The sequence below is a fragment of the Mycobacterium sp. E136 genome, assembly GCF_001666865.1.
Taxonomy (GTDB): domain Bacteria; phylum Actinomycetota; class Actinomycetes; order Mycobacteriales; family Mycobacteriaceae; genus Mycobacterium.
This window is the reverse complement of the sequence record NZ_LZJE01000241.1, coordinates 1-13,822: the sequence shown is the minus strand read 5'-3', so window position 1 is coordinate 13,822 and position 13,822 is coordinate 1. Positions and strand designations below refer to the sequence as shown.

General features: G+C 67.7%; 15 protein-coding genes and 1 tRNA gene. 13 read left to right on the top strand and 3 right to left on the bottom strand.

Annotation, left to right across the window (positions count from 1 at the left end; translation table 11 throughout):
- From A5698_RS15735 to xerD, 3 genes are all read left to right on the top strand, one after another.
- Positions 1-412: glutamine amidotransferase-related protein (locus A5698_RS15735; protein WP_502688886.1), on the top strand; the 412-nt coding region annotated here is incomplete at its 5' end.
- Positions 405-1,025, top strand: coding sequence for an NUDIX domain-containing protein (locus A5698_RS15730; protein WP_068298611.1), 621 nt, complete (start codon positions 405-407; stop codon positions 1,023-1,025). The genes A5698_RS15735 and A5698_RS15730, both read left to right, overlap by 8 nt.
- Positions 1,022-1,969 (top strand): site-specific tyrosine recombinase XerD, encoded by a 948-nt coding sequence (gene xerD, locus A5698_RS15725; RefSeq protein WP_068298609.1) that lies wholly within the window; start codon positions 1,022-1,024, stop codon positions 1,967-1,969. The genes A5698_RS15730 and xerD overlap by 4 nt, the downstream gene beginning before the upstream one ends.
- A gap of 86 nt (positions 1,970-2,055) precedes the next feature.
- Here the strand turns inward: xerD and A5698_RS15720 are convergent, their stop codons facing one another.
- Entirely contained in the window at positions 2,056-2,808 is a 753-nt protein-coding gene (locus A5698_RS15720; protein ID WP_068298605.1) for an O-methyltransferase, read from the bottom strand.
- Positions 2,809-2,946: 138 nt separating this feature from the next.
- Between A5698_RS15720 and A5698_RS15715 the strand changes: the two genes are divergently transcribed.
- The 8 genes from A5698_RS15715 (at position 2,947) to A5698_RS15680 (ending at position 9,605) form a co-directional block, all read left to right on the top strand.
- Positions 2,947-3,819 carry a ParA family protein gene (locus A5698_RS15715; RefSeq protein ID WP_068298604.1) on the top strand — a complete coding sequence of 291 codons (873 nt, stop codon included), beginning with the start codon at positions 2,947-2,949 and terminating at the stop codon, positions 3,817-3,819.
- An 8-nt stretch (positions 3,820-3,827) separates the two neighbouring features.
- The gene (locus A5698_RS15710; RefSeq protein ID WP_156613736.1) at positions 3,828-4,664 is read left to right on the top strand and encodes a segregation/condensation protein A; all 837 of its coding nucleotides are present in this window, start codon (positions 3,828-3,830) and stop codon (positions 4,662-4,664) included.
- Between the two features lie 103 nt (positions 4,665-4,767).
- A complete protein-coding gene (gene scpB, locus A5698_RS15705) occupies positions 4,768-5,406 on the top strand; it encodes an SMC-Scp complex subunit ScpB (RefSeq protein WP_068298625.1) in 639 nt (212 codons plus the stop codon).
- Positions 5,399-6,142: a pseudouridine synthase gene (locus A5698_RS15700; protein ID WP_067084589.1), complete on the top strand. Its 744-nt coding sequence runs from the start codon at positions 5,399-5,401 to the stop codon at positions 6,140-6,142. The genes scpB and A5698_RS15700 overlap by 8 nt, the downstream gene beginning before the upstream one ends.
- Positions 6,139-6,822 (top strand): (d)CMP kinase, encoded by a 684-nt coding sequence (gene cmk, locus A5698_RS15695; protein WP_068298596.1) that lies wholly within the window; start codon positions 6,139-6,141, stop codon positions 6,820-6,822. The genes A5698_RS15700 and cmk overlap by 4 nt, the downstream gene beginning before the upstream one ends.
- On the top strand, positions 6,819-8,222 hold the full coding sequence (gene der / locus A5698_RS15690; RefSeq protein WP_068298592.1) for a ribosome biogenesis GTPase Der: 1,404 nt from the start codon (positions 6,819-6,821) through the stop codon (positions 8,220-8,222). Before cmk ends, der begins: the two co-directional genes overlap by 4 nt.
- Positions 8,223-8,309: 87 nt before the next feature.
- The gene (locus A5698_RS15685; protein WP_084792466.1) at positions 8,310-9,077 is read left to right on the top strand and encodes a sulfite exporter TauE/SafE family protein; all 768 of its coding nucleotides are present in this window, start codon (positions 8,310-8,312) and stop codon (positions 9,075-9,077) included.
- Positions 9,078-9,528: 451 nt separating this feature from the next.
- A tRNA-Pro gene (locus tag A5698_RS15680) sits at positions 9,529-9,605 on the top strand.
- 130 nt (positions 9,606-9,735) lie between these two features.
- On the opposite strand, the gene A5698_RS15675 is transcribed toward A5698_RS15680, so the two are convergent.
- Both A5698_RS15675 and A5698_RS15670 read right to left on the bottom strand, forming a co-directional pair.
- On the bottom strand, positions 9,736-10,908 hold the full coding sequence (locus A5698_RS15675) for a tyrosine-type recombinase/integrase (protein ID WP_068298588.1): 1,173 nt from the start codon (positions 10,906-10,908) through the stop codon (positions 9,736-9,738).
- 4 nt (positions 10,909-10,912) lie between these two features.
- Positions 10,913-11,494 carry a hypothetical protein gene (locus A5698_RS15670; RefSeq protein WP_068298583.1) on the bottom strand — a complete coding sequence of 194 codons (582 nt, stop codon included), beginning with the start codon at positions 11,492-11,494 and terminating at the stop codon, positions 10,913-10,915.
- 128 nt (positions 11,495-11,622) lie between these two features.
- Between A5698_RS15670 and A5698_RS15665 the strand changes: the two genes are divergently transcribed.
- Both A5698_RS15665 and A5698_RS15660 read left to right on the top strand, forming a co-directional pair.
- Positions 11,623-11,820 carry a helix-turn-helix domain-containing protein gene (locus A5698_RS15665; protein ID WP_068298580.1) on the top strand — a complete coding sequence of 66 codons (198 nt, stop codon included), beginning with the start codon at positions 11,623-11,625 and terminating at the stop codon, positions 11,818-11,820.
- 128 nt (positions 11,821-11,948) lie between these two features.
- A complete protein-coding gene (locus tag A5698_RS15660; RefSeq protein WP_068298577.1) occupies positions 11,949-13,580 on the top strand; it encodes an AAA family ATPase in 1,632 nt (543 codons plus the stop codon).
- The last annotated feature ends 242 nt before the right edge of the window (positions 13,581-13,822 follow it).

Below are 13,822 nucleotides of genomic sequence, written 5' to 3'. Positions count from 1 at the left end.
GGGCGCGTATCCCGCTGTGCTGGAAGCAGGTTCGATTGTCGCCGAGGCTTACGACTCCACCGAGGTGTCGGAGCGGCACCGTCACCGCTACGAGGTGAACAACCAGTACCGCGACCGCATCGCCGAGAGCGGTCTGCGCTTCTCCGGGACCTCCCCGGACGGGCACCTCGTCGAGTTCGTCGAATACCCGCGCGATGTGCATCGCTTCATCGTCGGCACCCAGGCGCACCCCGAACTCAAGAGCAGGCCCACCCGGCCGCATCCGCTGTTCGTCGCGTTCGTCGGGGCGGCGCTCGACTACAAGGCGGAGGAGCGGCTCCCCGGTATGGACATCCCCGAGCAGCGCTCCAATGGCGTCGAGCATGCCGACGAGGTCGGAGCCCTGCTGCAAGAGCCCGCGACCCGTGGCTGACCACGACTTCGAGACGGTCGCCTCCGAAACCCTCTACGTCGGAAAGATCTTCGCGCTGCGCGCCGACGAGGTCCGCATGCCCGGCGGGCACACCGTCCGCCGCGAGGTCGTCGAGCACTACGGCGCCGTCGCGGTGCTCGCGATGGACGACGACCGCAACATCGCGATGGTCTACCAGTACCGGCATCCGCTGGGGCGACGCCTCTGGGAGCTGCCCGCCGGCCTGCTCGACCTCGGCGGCGAACCGCCACACGTGACGGCCGCGCGCGAACTCAAGGAAGAGGCCGGACTCTCGGCCACCGACTGGCGGGTGCTGGTTGACCTGGACTCCGCGCCGGGCTTCAGCGACGAGAGCGTGCGGGTGTACCTGGCCACCGGGCTGACCGACGTCGGACGCCCCGATGCCCACGACGAGGAAGCCGACCTGACGTTGCGGTGGTATCCGCTCGACGAGGCGGTGCGCCTGGTGTTCACCGGCGAGATCGTGAATTCCATTGCGGTGAGCGGTATTCTGGCCGCTCACACCCTCACAGACCCAGCGTTGCTGCGGGACGTCGACGCGCCGTGGATCGATCGCCCCACCTCGTTCGGCCGCCGCCAGGGGCATCCGTGACGACGTTCACCTCCGCGCTCGAAGGTCAGGTCCAGGGTTATCTCGACCACCTGACCATCGAACGCGGTGCGGCCGCCAACACGTTGAGCTCCTACCGGCGCGACCTGCGTCGCTACATCGAACACCTGACCGCGCGCGGCGTCGACGACCTGACCAAGGTGACCGAGACCGATGTCAGCGAGTTCCTGGTGGCGCTGCGCCGCGGGGATGCCGAGGCCGGCACAGCCCCGCTGTCGGCCGTCTCTGCCGCGCGAGCGCTGATCGCGGTGCGCGGCCTGCACCGCTTCGCGGCCGCCGAGGGGCTTACCGAGCTGGACGTCGCCTCGGAGGTCAAGCCGCCGACCCCGAGCAGGCGGCTGCCCAAGAGCCTTTCGATCGACGAGGTGCTCGCCCTGCTCGAGGCAGCCGGCGGCGACAGCGACGCCGACAGCCCGCTCACGCTGCGTAACCGGGCTCTGCTCGAACTGCTGTATTCGACCGGAGCCCGGATCTCGGAGGCGGTCGGCCTCGACATCGACGACGTCGACACCCATGCGCGCTCCGTCCTGCTGCGCGGCAAGGGCGGCAAACACCGGCTGGTCCCGATCGGCAGGCCCGCCGTCACCGCGCTGGACGCCTACTTCGTGCGGGGGCGCCCGGATCTGGCGCGCCGCGGACGGGGCACCCCCGCGATCTTCCTCAACGCCCGCGGCGGTCGGCTGTCGCGGCAGAGCGCCTGGCAGGTGCTGCAGGACGCCGCCGAGCGGGCCGGTATCACCGCCGCGGTGTCGCCGCACGTGCTGCGGCACTCGTTCGCCACGCATCTGCTCGACGGCGGTGCCGATGTGCGCGTCGTGCAGGAGCTGCTCGGCCACGCCTCGGTGACGACCACGCAGATCTACACCATGGTCACCGTCAACGCGCTACGCGAGGTCTGGGCCGGCGCCCATCCGCGGGCGCGCTGAGGGTCACCAGAACCAGCGCGAGCAGACGTAAGACTGCCGGAAAATCCCCGATTTAGGGCAGTTTTACGTCTGCTCGCGGAAAGAGGTCAGCCCCGGTAGCGCGACTCGAGCACCAGGTCGGCGAGCATCGTCTGATACTCCGCATGGGTCTTGTGCTCGACGGTGTCGAACAGCTTGCCCTGGTGCCGGCGCATGTACTCGCGGTACTTCGGAGCTCCCGGCACCTTGACGTTGTCGGCGACGACGACCGACCCGGGGTGCAGCCAGCCGCGATCCAGGATGCTCTGCAGGTCGGTCAGGTACGCGTCCTTGTCGTGGTCGAGGAACAGCACGTCGAGCAGTCCAGGGCCGAACCCGTGCTGTTCGGCGAGAGCGTCGAGCGTGCGACCGCCGTCGCCGATCGTGCCGACGACGCAGGTGACGCGGTCGGCCACACCGGCGTGCGCCCAGATGCTGCGGGCGATCTCGGCGTTGGCCTCGGCGAGTTCGACCGAATAGATCTGCGCCGACGGTGCCGCCCTGGCCAGTCGCAGCGCGCCGTATCCGCAGTAGGTGCCGAGCTCGAGCACCAATTGCGGGTCCGCGCCGCGCACCGCGGCGTCGAGGATCGCGCCCTTCTCGTCGCCGACGTTGATCAGGAAGGACTTCTCATAGGCGAACCGGTCGATCGTGGCGATGACGTCGTCGATGTCACCCTTCCGTGCGTTGGCCAGCACGTAGTCGCGGGCCGCCGCCTCGCGGCCGTCGCCGATCTGACCGGTCGTGAAGATGTTGCGCGCGCCGACGGCCATCCGTAGGAACGACCATCTCAGCAGCGGAATCCGTTGCTTCAAGCCCATGGCGCCAGCCTAAGGCGCGATGCGGCGCATTCGGCTTTCAAGTTGCCCGCGGGTCTGGCTGACCTGCGCCGTTCCTGCCGTTAAACTTGCCCGGATGTCCGCCATGTCCGTGAACTGCCTGACCAGCGACGGTCTGGTATGAGCGACGACGCAGGGGGCGGCGGAACGCCGGAACCTCTTGGCCTGACGGGCCGTCCACCACGGAGCATTCCCGAACCGGAGCCGAGGACGACGCACGGTCCGGCCAAGGTCATCGCGATGTGCAACCAGAAGGGTGGGGTCGGTAAGACCACGTCGACGATCAACCTCGGCGCCAGCCTCGCCGAGTACGGCCGTCGCGTGCTGCTCGTCGACCTCGACCCGCAGGGCGCGCTGTCGGCCGGGCTGGGCGTGCCGCACTACGAACTCGAACACACCGTGCACAACCTGCTGGTCGAACCCCGGGTATCGATCGACGACGTGCTGATCCACACCCGGGTCAAGAACCTCGACCTGGTGCCCAGCAACATCGACCTGTCGGCCGCGGAGATCCAGCTGGTCAACGAGGTGGGTCGCGAGCAATCGCTGGCCCGTGCGCTGTACCCGGTGCTGGACCGCTACGACTACGTCCTGATCGACTGCCAGCCCTCGCTCGGGTTGCTCACCGTGAACGGCTTGGCCTGCAGCGACGGGGTGATCATCCCGACCGAGTGCGAGTTCTTCTCGCTGCGCGGCCTGGCACTGCTGACCGACACCGTCGACAAAGTGCACGACAGGCTGAACCCGAAGCTGTCGATCAGCGGCATCCTGATCACCCGCTACGACCCGCGCACCGTAAACTCTCGGGAAGTCATGGCCCGTGTAGTGGAGCGCTTCGGCGACCTCGTGTTCGACACCGTCATCACCCGAACGGTGCGTTTCCCCGAGACCAGCGTCGCCGGTGAACCGATCACCACTTGGGCGCCGAAATCCGGTGGGGCGCAATCATATCGATCGCTGGCTCGCGAGGTCATCTACCGGTTCGGCGCGTGAATGACCCGGTGACGGAGACCGAAGCCGCGGCAACCCCGGATTCGGAGGAGTCTCCGCAGTCGGGCTTCCAGGTTCGGCTGAGCAATTTCGAGGGCCCGTTCGACCTGCTCCTGCAGCTGATCTTCGCGCACCGCCTCGACGTCACCGAGGTGGCGCTGCACCAGGTCACCGACGATTTCATCGCCTACACCAAGGCGATCGGCCGTCAGCTCGAGCTCGACGAGACCACCGCCTTCCTGGTGATTGCCGCGACCCTGCTCGACCTGAAGGCCGCTCGGCTGTTGCCTGCCGGCGAGGTGCACGACGAAGAGGACCTCGCCCTGCTCGAGGTGCGCGACCTGCTGTTCGCTCGGCTGCTGCAGTACCGCGCTTTCAAGCACGTCGCCGAGATGTTCGCCGAACTGGAGGCCGCGGCGCTGCGCAGCTACCCGCGCGCCGTCGCACTGGAGGAACGCTTCTCGCAGCTGCTGCCCGAAGTGATGATCGGCGTCGACGCCCAGGACTTTGCGCAGATCGCCGCGGCGGCGTTCACGCCGCGGCCGGTGCCGACAGTGAGCACCGAACATCTGCACCATGCGGCGGTGTCGGTGCCCGAGCAGATCGGTAACCTGATGGCGTTGCTGGAGAGCCGCGGGATCGGCCAGTGGGCGTCCTTCCGGGATCTGGTCGCCGACTGCGACGCCCCGATCGAGATCGTCGGACGGTTCCTGGCGCTCCTCGAGCTCTACCGCGCCAGGGCGGTAGCATTCGAACAACCTGAAGCGCTTGGTGTGCTGCAGATTTCGTGGACCGGTGAGCGGCCGACACACCAACAGCTGGCGGTGGAAGAAGATCAGTATGGATAGCGAAGACCACGACAACCTCGACGAGGTCGCGACGGACCTCGACATCGAGGGCGTCGCGGCCGACGGCGCCGATCTGGGGATCGACGTCGCCGAACCGCCCGAGATGGAGGACAGTGAACTCGGCGCGGTGCTCGAGGCGCTGCTGCTGGTGGTCGACACACCGGCGACCGTCGAGCAGCTGGCGCTGGCGATCGAGCAGCCGCCCTACCGTGTCGCGGCGAAACTGCAAACCATGGCGCAGGAGTACAGCGACCGCGACAGCGGCATCGACCTGCGTGAAGCCGGTGGTGGCTGGCGGATGTACACCCGCTCGCGCTACGCCCCCTACGTGGAGCGGTTGCTGCTCGACGGCGCCCGTTCGAAGTTGACCCGCGCCGCGCTGGAGACGCTCGCCGTGGTCGCCTACCGGCAGCCGGTGACCCGGGCTCGGGTGAGCGCGGTGCGCGGCGTCAACGTCGACGCGGTGATACGCACGCTGGTCGCACGCGGCCTGATCACCGAGGCGGGAACCGATCCCGACTCGGGCGCGGTGACTTTCGCCACCACGGAACTGTTCCTCGAACGGCTGGGGCTGACGTCGCTGGCCGATCTTCCCGACATCGCGCCGCTGCTGCCCGACGTCGACGTGATCGACGACCTCAGCGAAACCCTCGACGAGGACCCGCGATTCATGAAGCTCAGCGGCGCACCCGCACCCGAACAGCCGCTGTCGTTCGACGTGGACACCGATGCGAATGGCTGAGTCCGAGGGCGTGCGACTGCAGAAAGTGTTGTCGCAGGCCGGAATTGCGTCGCGCCGGGTGGCCGAGAAGATGATCAGGGACGGCCGCGTCGAGGTCGACGACCGCATCGTCACCGAGCTGGGTACCCGCGTCGACCCCGAGGTCTCGGTCATCCGGGTCGACGGCGCCCGGGTCACGGTCGACGACACCCTGGTACACCTGGCGATCAACAAACCCAAGGGCATGCACTCGACGATGTCCGACGACCGGGGCCGCCCGTGCATCGGCGACCTCGTCGAGCATCGGGTTCGGGGGAACAAGAAGCTGTTTCACGTCGGTCGGCTCGACGCCGACACCGAGGGGCTGATGCTGCTGACCAACGACGGCGAGCTGGCGCACCGGCTGATGCACCCGTCGTTCGAGGTGCCCAAAACCTACCTGGCCACCGTCCTGGGCGCGGTCCCGCGCGGGCTTGGCCGCGAACTGCGCAACGGTGTCGAGCTCGACGACGGGCCGGCGCGAGTCGACGACTTCGCGGTCGTCGACAAGGCGCCCGGCAAGACGCTGGTACGGGTGACGTTGCACGAGGGTCGCAAGCGGATCGTGCGCCGGATGCTCGCCGCCGTCGGCTATCCCGTGCAGGAACTGGTGCGGACCCACATCGGCACGGTCGCGCTTGGTGAGCAGCGTCCCGGCAGCATCCGGGTGCTGACGCAGAAGGAGCTCGGGGAGTTGTACAAGGCGGTCGGCCTGTGACATCACTGGTGATCGCCGTCGACGGTCCTGCTGGAACTGGGAAGTCCACGGTGTCAAGGGGTTTGGCGCGTGAACTGAACGCACACTATCTCGATACCGGAGCGATGTACCGGATCGTGACGCTGGCGGTGCTGCGCGCCGGAGTCGATCTCGCCGACACCGAAGCCGTCGCCGCGGCAGCCGCCGCTGCCGAGCTCGCCGTGAGTCACGACCCCGACGAAGACCGCTCCTACCTTGACGGAGAAGACGTTTCGTCCGAGATCCGCGGTGACGCGGTGACCAAAGCGGTGTCGGTGGTCTCGGCGGTGCCGGCGGTGCGCACGCGGCTCGTCGACATCCAACGGCAGCTGGCCACCGCACAGGGAAGCGTCGTCGTGGAGGGCCGCGACATCGGCACGGTCGTGCTACCCGACGCCGACGTGAAGATCTTCTTGACCGCGTCGGCCGAGGAGCGTGCCCGGCGCCGCAATGACCAGAACAAGGCGGCCGGGCTGGCCGACGACTACGAGGCGGTGCTGACCGACGTCAAGCGACGCGATCACCTCGACTCCACGCGAGCGGTGTCCCCGTTGCGGCCCGCCGACGACGCCGTCGTCGTCGACACCAGCGCGATGACGCAACCCGAGGTGATCGAGCATCTGACCCACCTCGTGCGAGAGCGGGCAGGAGCGCAGCGATGAGCGAGGACGGCACCTGGGTCGACGAAAGCGATTGGGAGATCGCCGAAGATGTCGCGGAAGCCATCGAGGAGGCGGCCGCAGCGCCGCCGGTTGTCGCCGTCGTCGGGCGCCCGAACGTCGGTAAGTCCACGCTGGTGAACCGCATTCTGGGCCGGCGCGAAGCCGTCGTGCAGGACGTGCCCGGGGTGACGCGTGACCGGGTGTCCTATGACGCGCTGTGGCTGGGCCGTCGATTCGTCCTGCAGGACACCGGTGGTTGGGAGCCCGACGCGAAGGGCCTGCAGCAGCTGGTGGCCGAGCAGGCGTCGGTCGCCATGCGCACCGCCGACGCGATCATCTTCGTCGTCGACTCTGTGGTCGGCGCGACCTCCGCTGACGAGGCGGCCGCGAAACTGCTTCAGCGCTCGGGTAAGCCGGTGTTCTTAGCGGCCAACAAGGTCGACAGCGAGCGCGGCGAGGCCGACGCCGCGACGCTGTGGTCGCTGGGTCTCGGTGAGCCGCACCCGATCAGCGCCATGCACGGCCGCGGGGTGGCCGACTTGCTCGACACCGTGATCGACGCGCTGCCCACGGTGTCAGAGATGTCGAGCGGTGGGGGAGGACCGCGCCGGGTTGCATTGGTGGGCAAGCCGAATGTGGGCAAGAGCTCACTGTTGAACCGGTTGGCGGGGGATCAGCGCTCGGTGGTCCACGATGTCGCGGGCACGACGGTCGATCCGGTCGATTCGCTGATCGAGATGGACGGGAAGGTGTGGCGGTTCGTCGACACCGCGGGTCTGCGGCGCAAGGTCGGCCAGGCAAGCGGGCACGAGTTCTACGCGTCGGTGCGCACGCACGGCGCCATCGATGCCGCCGAGGTGGCGATCGTGTTGATCGACGCCTCGCAGCCGCTGACCGAGCAGGACCAGCGCGTGTTGTCGATGGTGATCGAGGCCGGCCGGGCACTGGTGCTCGCGTTCAACAAGTGGGACCTGGTCGACGAGGACCGGCGCTACCTGCTGGACCGCGAGATCGACCGCGAACTCGTCCAGCTGCAGTGGGCGCCGCGGGTGAACATCTCCGCCAAGACCGGTCGCGCAGTGCAGAAGCTGGTGCCCGCGTTGGAGAAATCGCTGGAGTCATGGGACACCCGCGTGCCGACGGGCCGGCTGAACACGTTCTTCAAGGAAGTGATCGCGGCGCATCCGCCGCCGGTGCGCGGGGGTAAGCAGCCCCGGATCCTGTTCGCGACCCAGGCGACCGCCCGGCCGCCGACGTTCGTGCTGTTCACCACCGGTTTTCTCGAGGCGGGTTATCGGCGGTTCCTGGAGCGACGACTGCGTGAGACGTTCGGCTTCGAGGGCAGCCCGATCCGGATCAACGTGCGGATGCGCGAAAAGCGGGGATCGCGCTCGCGGTGATGGGGATTTCGGTGCGCAATCAATCGCTGCGCGACCAGTACCGCACCGAAACCGCTTAGTAGAGTTGCGCCAGTGCCCGTCGTCGACATGGTCCTCATCGCATTGGCGGGCTTGGGGGCCGGCGCGATCAACACGCTTGTCGGCTCCGGCACTCTGATCACCTTTCCGACGCTGGTGACGCTGGGCTATCCGCCGGTGACGGCGACGATGTCGAACGCCATCGGTTTGGTGGCCGGCGGGGTGTCGGGCACCTGGGGATACCGCCGCGAACTGCGGGGGCAGTGGCACCGGCTGCGCTGGCAGATCCCGGCGTCGTTCGCCGGAGCGGTGCTCGGCGCGTGGCTGCTGCTGCACCTGCCGGAGACGGTGTTCGAGCAGGTTGTGCCCGTGCTGCTGATCGCGGCGCTGATGCTGGTGGTCATCGGCCCACGGATCCAGTCGTATGCGCGGAGACGGGCCGAAGCGGCCGGGCAGTCCGCCGAGCATGTGTCGCAGCGGCGGATGGCCGCCGTCGTGTTTGCGACGTTCGCGGTCGGGATTTACGGGGGCTACTTCACCGCGGCGCAGGGGATCCTGCTGATCGCCGCGATGGGCGCGCTGCTGCCCGAGGACATGCAGCGCATGAATGCCGCCAAGAACCTGCTGTCGTTGGTGGTCAACGTCGTGGCCGCGGCAGCGTACACGCTGGTGGCGTTCGACCGGATCAGCTGGGCGGCGGCGGGGTTGATCGCGCTCGGCTCGCTGGTCGGTGGCTTCCTCGGGGCCCGCTACGGCCGTCGACTGTCACCCAACGCGTTGCGTGCGGTCATCGTGGTGGTGGGAATCATCGGTCTGTACCGATTGCTGACCGTCTGAGAGCTTTGGACGGTGATACGGCGCCGTCTAACCGTGGGGGGAGCGCCGGTGGCCGAACGCCGATTACGCACCGCGTCGTCGGCCCTCTGCGCCTCGAGCCGTTCTGGACGTCACAGCGGATCATCGCCTTTGACGAGTGGTGTCGCGCGCGATTTGATTTCGCGCCCACCTGTCCGTCCGTCGCGCTCATCGCGCTGACCACTTCCGAAAGCAGTCGACACGGATTACGCGCCGATCGCAATGGCCTGGGCTGCAGCACTTTACGTAGAGTGGCGGTTACCGTCGGCCGGCGGAGCCGGTGCTTGTGGCCGGCGAGGTCGAAGACGTGGCGAACGCCGCTCGGTACGCGGTTGTGGGCTCTCGCTCGATTAGGCATGTCAGTGGTGGTTGGGATTGCAGGCGCGGCCTGCGGTAACATTTCGACCTGCTGCCGGCGATCCCGGCAGCACCGCGGGCTGTGGCGCAGTTTGGTAGCGCACTTGACTGGGGGTCAAGTGGTCGCAGGTTCAAATCCTGTCAGCCCGACCAGCTTTCCCGCAGGTAGAGGCGGTTTCGGAGGGCTCCGAGGCCGCCTTTCTGCATACCGGCGTGGGGTATGTACAGCAACGAATACAGCAACCCGAGCCACTGAATCCGAATCCACGTTCGACACCTGCCGTCAGATTCCGAGCGCATCGCTGAGCGCGGCAACGGCCGCGCGGGCAGCGTCGTCGGACGTGTGGCCGTAAGTGTCGCCGGTGATCGCGATAGACGAGTGCCCGAGCAGATCAGCGACAGCCTTGATATGGACGCCAGCCTCAAGCCACGCCACTGCCGCCGAGTGCCGCAGCGTGTGCACGCCGACGCGATCCATACCCGCCTTGTCGGCGGCTAGCTCGATGGTGCGCAGGATGTTGCGCGGATCTACCGGCGCGCCCGCTTCGGTCGCGAACACCAGGCCGTGGTCTTGCCATTGGTCGCCCGCGTGTAGTCGCTCGGCGGCCTGCTGCTTGCGGTGCGCCCGTAGCAGTGTGACCATCGCGGGAGATAGCGGCACGGTGCGCCGCGATCGTTCTGTCTTCGGCTCGGACACGACGAGTGCACCGCCGACACGGCCGAGCGTGCCACGCACCGCCAGCACCGCCGCGTCGAGGTCGACGTCAGACCAATGCAACGCGACCGCCTCACCGCGCCGCAGGCCGGTCGCGGCTATCAACGACAGCACCGGCCGGTAGCGCAAGCCCTCGGCGGCGCGTAGCAGCGCAGTCACGTCGACCGCGGTCGAATACTTCGCTTCTGTGCGAGCCACGCCGGGCCGCTTGACGGCCGCCACTGGGTTGCGTGCTAGCAGTCCGTCGCGCACCGCGCCATCGAGACCTGCGCGCAAGACGGTGTAGACGTTGCGGATCGTCGAGTCAGACAGCGCGCGCCGTGGCGGGTCACCTTTCGTCTTGGCGCGCATCGCCAAGATCAACGCTTCGACGTCGGACGGCCGTAACCGGTCAAGCCGGATCGCGCCGAACGGTGCCCGTTCCAGGTGACAACGCGACAGATTCGCATACAGCTCGCGAGTCGCCTCTTTGCGGTTCGAGGCCGCCAGCGTCGTCGCCCGCCACTGTGCAAGCCAGTCGGCAACGGTGCGCGTCGCGTCGCGTACCGGCGCGCCTGCGTCGAGCCGTTCGCGCGCTTGCCTGAGTTTGTCGCGCACGTCCTGCCGTGTGCGCCCATAGACGGTGTGCCGCTTGGTACTCCCGTCGTCGGCTGCGTAGCTGATCGCGCCCTGGTAGCACAGCACCTTGCCGTCGCGCATCCGCTTGTGGATGCTGCCTTCGCCGTTCGCGTTCTTCGCCATTGCTTTACGCCTTCTTTTTCCCGGGGACGGTCGGAGGTAATAGGCCAGCCGCGCGAGCCTTTTGGACATACCTAGCGGCGGTGCGGTGCTCGACGCCGAATGATCGTTTGACCGCCTCGGTGGGCCGATCGGACACGTGGTCGCTGTATATCTCTGCGACCTTCTCCAATAGCTCGGGTGTCACGGTGCGAGGTCGACCCGAAGTTGCGCGTCGAATGTCACCTATGGCGCTGCGGTCGTCTACTGGCTTTGACCAGATCGTGCCGTCGTCGCCTGACGCGACGACCGAACACGCCGCGACGATTTGCTTCAGCCATGCGTCGAGCCGGATAGCGGTGAGGTCTCGGGGGCGGATCTCGGGACCGTCCGCTCTCGCCCTCAAGACCAGCTCGACGTAGCGCGGGATACCCTCGCGCACTTCAATTTTCAGCCCAAGGTCCGGCTCATTCTTTCCGCCGCTGATCTGCACGATAATTTCACGCGGAACGAGCCGACGGTCGCCGATTTCAACTTTGTCGGCGGGATTCCATTTCGCCCGCGCGTGACCGCCTGCGAAGCGGATCGTGCGCGTCACCAATGCGCCCATTGGATACCTGCCCCAACCTAGCCACTAGCACTAGTTCGATATAGACGAGGACAACCTAGCCATATTCTCGGCACACTGTCAACAACCGCCGGGCTGTCGGCGGACACGACCGAAATGCAGGAGATGGTATGGACAGCGACACCGATCGCCTCCTCGTTCCTTACGACGAGGCGCGCCGAATGCTCGGCGACATCGGCAGGACGACGCTCTACGAACTGTTGGAACGGCGGGAAATAGTGCGCGTCAACATCGGTCGTCGCGGATTCGTCACGGCGCGATCGCTCGCGGCGTACGTCGATCGACTCAGCGCCGACGCCCTGGCATGAACGAAAGAAGCCGCCCACAAGGGGCGGCTACCTCCACGACGCCAATCGATGACTCAATCGTAATCGACGACGCACTGGTCGAACTGATCCAATCGCCACTGCCGCCCGACCAGGCCACGACTTCGAGAATGACGGCCCGCGACCGAAACGACTGGGGTCCATACATCGACTGGGCCTCCGGGCCGACGCGGGCCGCCAGGGCTGCCGAGCGCAGCGAGGTGACCACGTCGACCAGGCGCGCTACGACGCCCGCAACGCGCGCGTGGATCGAGCGCGGCGTCGCCGCGGGGGCCGCCGAACTCGCCGCCACGGGACGCGGTCAGCGCAACGACGCACTCAACAGGTTCGCCCACCGCTGGGGCCAGTTCCCCGACGCCGACCGCCAGGCCGTCTACGTCGCGGCGCAAGTCGCCTGCCAGAACAACGGCCTGCTCGCCGACGACGGGCCGCGCGCCTTTGAGGCCACGTTCGATTCGGGCTGGAACTCAGGGCGGGCCGAACCGGGGCGTTACCCGGCTGTGGGCGACGATTGGTTAGGGCGTATCGGGCAGACGAATGGAGCCGCGGCCGGGTCGGGCGGAGACCCCACACTGCCGTCCGGCGGCAGCAACACAACACAGGCCGACAATGCACAGCTGAGCGGCGGGCAACCGGGCGCACCAAGGCTCTGGCGGGCCACCGACCTCAAACCGGCCGAGCAGCCGCGGTTCCTGGCCCGCGACCGCATCCCGCGCGCCGCCGTCACCGTCCTGATCGGTGAAGAGGGAATCGGCAAAAGCCTGCTGTGGGTGCTGCTGGTCGCCGCAATCACCACCGGCAAGGGGCTGCCCGAGTTCAGCATCCCCACCCGCGACCCGGCCGAGGTGTTGCTCATCATCACCGAGGATGACTGGGCGACGGCGGTGCTGCCGAGGCTGCAGGTGGCGGGGGCCGACCTCGATCGGATCCAAGTCGTCTGCGCCGACCGCGACGGCAGCGGCTCGCCGATCTTCCCCACCGACATGGGGCTGGTTATCGCCGCCGACCCGGCTCCCGCGCTGATCGTCGTCGACGCCTGGCTGGACACCGTCGGCACACGCCTGCTGGTGCGCGACCCTCAGCAGGCGCGGGCAGGCCTGCACCCGTGGAAAGAAGCCGCCAACGCCACCGGGGCGGCCGTGCTGCTGCTCGCGCACACCAACCGACAGGACAGCACCAACATCCGTGACCGCTACGGCGCGACAGCGGCGCTGCGCCAGAAGGCCCGCATGACGCTGTTCTGCCTGCCCGGCGAGACGGAGGGCGGGACCCTCATCGTCGGACCCGATAAGGCCAACAGCGCCACCACGCGCACCAAGGCGTCGCTGTTCGACGTGCGGCCGATTGAGCACTTCGACCCCACGCCCGACCACGACGGCACCGTGCCGCTGCTGCGGTTCGTGCGCGAGTCCGACAGGACCATCAAGGAGCACCTGGCCGACGAGACCGCCGCCGCGAAGCGACGCCCGCCTACCGAGGCAGAGGTGTGGGTGCGTGCCTTCTTCGAACGCTTCGGCCCGACGCTGAAGGCATCCGAGGTCTACAGCGAAGCCGAGACCGAAGGATTCAGCGCGGACCAGTGCAAGCGGGCCAAGAAGAGCATCAACGGCAGCGGCGACGGATTTATCCGCGTGTATCGCGACGCCGACGCCAGCGGCACCGGGCCGTGGTGGTGGGAATGGGTCAGCACCGGCACTCAGCAAACCAGTGAGGACAGCGAGGGGGGCGCGTTCCCGTCATGACGAAACAACCCAGAGTGCGCGGTCGCGCCGTAGGTCGCTCTCTCGCCCCCTTCGCTGGTCAGGAAGTTTTCTCAACGCTCCCTTGCAGGTCAGAGTGCGCACCCTGGACTGCGCGCCGCGCACCCTGGGCCAGGGAGCGCGGGCGATTGTTCCCCTCGACGCTCCGACCTGCAAGGGAGCGTTGAGAAAACTTCCTGACCAGCGAAGGGGGCGAGAGAGCGACCTACGGCGCGACCGCGCAC

Excerpts from the sequence above, each read along its gene's own strand:
- A5698_RS15720 (WP_068298605.1), bottom strand. The coding sequence starts at position 2,808 with ATGGGCTTGAAGCAACGGATTCCGCTGCTGAGATGGTCGTTCCTACGG.
- A5698_RS15715 (WP_068298604.1), top strand. The coding sequence starts at position 2,947 with ATGAGCGACGACGCAGGGGGCGGCGGAACGCCGGAACCTCTTGGCCTG.
- scpB (WP_068298625.1), top strand. The coding sequence starts at position 4,768 with ATGGAGGACAGTGAACTCGGCGCGGTGCTCGAGGCGCTGCTGCTGGTG.
- A5698_RS15700 (WP_067084589.1), top strand. The coding sequence starts at position 5,399 with ATGGCTGAGTCCGAGGGCGTGCGACTGCAGAAAGTGTTGTCGCAGGCC.
- der (WP_068298592.1), top strand. The coding sequence starts at position 6,819 with ATGAGCGAGGACGGCACCTGGGTCGACGAAAGCGATTGGGAGATCGCC.
- A5698_RS15685 (WP_084792466.1), top strand. The coding sequence starts at position 8,310 with ATGGTCCTCATCGCATTGGCGGGCTTGGGGGCCGGCGCGATCAACACG.
- A5698_RS15675 (WP_068298588.1), bottom strand. The coding sequence starts at position 10,908 with ATGGCGAAGAACGCGAACGGCGAAGGCAGCATCCACAAGCGGATGCGC.
- A5698_RS15670 (WP_068298583.1), bottom strand. The coding sequence starts at position 11,494 with ATGGGCGCATTGGTGACGCGCACGATCCGCTTCGCAGGCGGTCACGCG.
- A5698_RS15665 (WP_068298580.1), top strand. The coding sequence starts at position 11,623 with ATGGACAGCGACACCGATCGCCTCCTCGTTCCTTACGACGAGGCGCGC.
- A5698_RS15660 (WP_068298577.1), top strand. The coding sequence starts at position 11,949 with ATGACGGCCCGCGACCGAAACGACTGGGGTCCATACATCGACTGGGCC.